Origin of the sequence: Flavobacterium sp. FlaQc-48 (assembly GCF_044007335.1) — a bacterium.
GTDB lineage: Bacteria > Bacteroidota > Bacteroidia > Flavobacteriales > Flavobacteriaceae > Flavobacterium.
In genome coordinates, this window is record NZ_JBIPCR010000040.1 from 1 (window position 1) to 2464 (window position 2464).

The 2464-nt window shown below is 34.4% G+C and carries 2 protein-coding genes; both read left to right on the plus strand.

Going from position 1 to position 2464, the window contains the following annotated elements; translation table 11 throughout:
• Nucleotides 1–444: HlyD family efflux transporter periplasmic adaptor subunit (locus ACHRWY_RS27460; RefSeq protein ID WP_395359199.1), on the plus strand; the 444-nt coding region annotated here is incomplete at its 5' end.
• 2 nt (nucleotides 445–446) lie between these two features.
• On the plus strand, nucleotides 447–2464 hold a 2018-nt coding region (locus ACHRWY_RS27465; protein ID WP_395359201.1), incomplete at its 3' end, for a peptidase domain-containing ABC transporter.

Consider the following 2464-nt stretch of genomic DNA (forward strand, 5'->3'; position numbering starts at 1 on the left):
CCTGTTTCAGGCACCATAGAGAACTATTCAGGCATTCAGAAAGGTTCTTTCATAAATGCATCACAGCCAATAGCTACAATTTCATCAACAGATCAGCTTATTGTAGAATGCAATGTTTCTCCAAATGACATTGGTCTTATTAGAAAAAATCAAAAAGTAAAATTTCAGTTAGATGCTTTCAACTACAATCAATGGGGATTGCTGGAAGGAAAGGTAATCGATATTGACCGTAATATCACGCTACAGAACGATCAGGCTTTCTTTAAAGTACGCTGTGCCTTAAAATCAAAAACCTTACAGTTAAAATCAGGTTATCAGGCTAATGTTTCAAAAGGAATGACCTTAACAACAAGATATATAATAACGAGAAGAAGTTTATTCGATCTGTTATTTGACAAAATAGACAATTGGTTAAACCCCAAACAAATATCAAATAATCAATAAAAATGGCTTCATTAAAAATAAAACAACATGATATTAAAGATTGTGGTGCTGCTTGTCTGGCTTCTATTGGAAACCATTTTAAAGTTAATCTGCCTATAGCCAGAATACGCCAGTTTGCCAATACAGATAAACGCGGTACAAATGTTTTGGGGATCATAGAAGGAGCCGAAAAAATGGGTTTTACTGCAAAAGGCGTAAAAGGGGCTTTGGATGCATTGGATAAAATTCCGCTTCCGGCAATTGCCCATATTGTGACCAAAGAACAGCTGCAGCATTATGTAGTAATTTACAAAGTAGAAAAATCTAAAATCACGGTCATGGATCCCGGTCCTGGAAAATTAGAACTTTATAGTTTCGAAGAATTTCAAAAAATATGGTCAGGGGTATTGATTCTCTTTGCTCCAAGCGATAATTTTAAAACAATAAACGAAAAAACCTCACCACTAAAAAGGTTCTGGGACCTGATTCAGCCCCATAAAACGATTTTACTCCAGGCTTTGGTTGGGGCAATACTATTTACTGTTTTGGGATTGGCAATGTCTGTTTACATACAAAAAATAACAGACTATGTTTTGGTAGACGGCAATAGAAATCTGCTTAATTTATTGAGCTTTTCTATGATTGCTATTGTTTTATTACAGGCTTATATAGGTTCTAAAAAGAGCATTTTTGTGATGAAAACCGGGCAGTTAATCGATGCTAAACTGATTCTTGGATATTACAAACATTTACTGCATTTGCCACAACGTTTTTTCGATACGATGCAAATAGGAGAAATTACTTCCCGAATAAACGATGCTGTAAAAATACGTTCGTTTATAAACGAAGTAGCCATTGAAATGATTGTCAATATATTCATTGTCATTTTTTCATTTGTATTAATGTTCACGTATTACTGGAAACTGGCACTGGTTATTCTTCTTGTCATTCCATTCTATACAGCGATATATTTTATTTTAAATAAATTCAATAAAAAAGTCGAACGAAATATTATGGAGAATGCAGCCGAACTGCAAACGCAACTAGTCGAAAGCATTACCCATGTCAGAACGGTGAAAGAATTTGGAATAGAAGAATTTTCAAATCTAAAAACAGAAAATAAATTTGTAAAACTCTTATTTACCACTTATAAATCAGGTCTGAACGGAATCTTTGCCGGTACATCGACACAGTTTCTGGCCTCTGCGTTTACTGTGGTTTTAATGTGGATAGGATCGGGTTATGTAATCGACAGGGCGATTACTCCGGGCGAATTGTTTTCGTTCTATGCTTTGATTGGTTATTTTACTTCGCCTGTCGCCTCTTTGATAAGTATGAATAAAACAGCACAAAATGCATTAATTGCAGCAGACCGGCTTTTTGAAATTATGGATTTAGAAAGAGAAGAAACAGAAAACAAGATCGAATTGCAAAAAGAAAATTTAGGAGATATAAGATTTGAAAATGTCTCTTTTAGATATGGATCACGCCTGGAAGTTTTTAAAAATTTCAATGCAGTATTCAAAAAGAATGAAACTACGGCTATTGTAGGGGAAAGCGGTAGCGGAAAAACAACTTTAATCTCATTGCTGCAAAACTTATATCCAATAAAAGAAGGTAAAATATATATTGGGGAATATGATACAAACTTTATTCACTACCAAAGCCTAAGGAAAGTAGTAGGTGTGATTCCGCAGCAGCTTAATTTGTTTTCGGGAAATATTATTGAAAATATTGCTTTAGGCGATTCATTTCCCAATATTCAAAGAATTTTAGACTTATCAAAACAGCTGGGAATAACAGACTTTGTCGAAAAATTACCCAATGGTTTTGAAACGCAGATTGGTGAAAATGGCGCGATGCTTTCCGGAGGCCAAAAGCAAAGAGTAGCAATTGCAAGGGCACTATACAAAAATCCGGATATTTTGTTAATGGACGAAGCAACATCTTCATTAGATACAAGTTCTGAAATGATCGTTAAACAAACCATAGATAACTTCAAAAAACAAGGAAAAACTATAATTATTATTGCACATCGTTT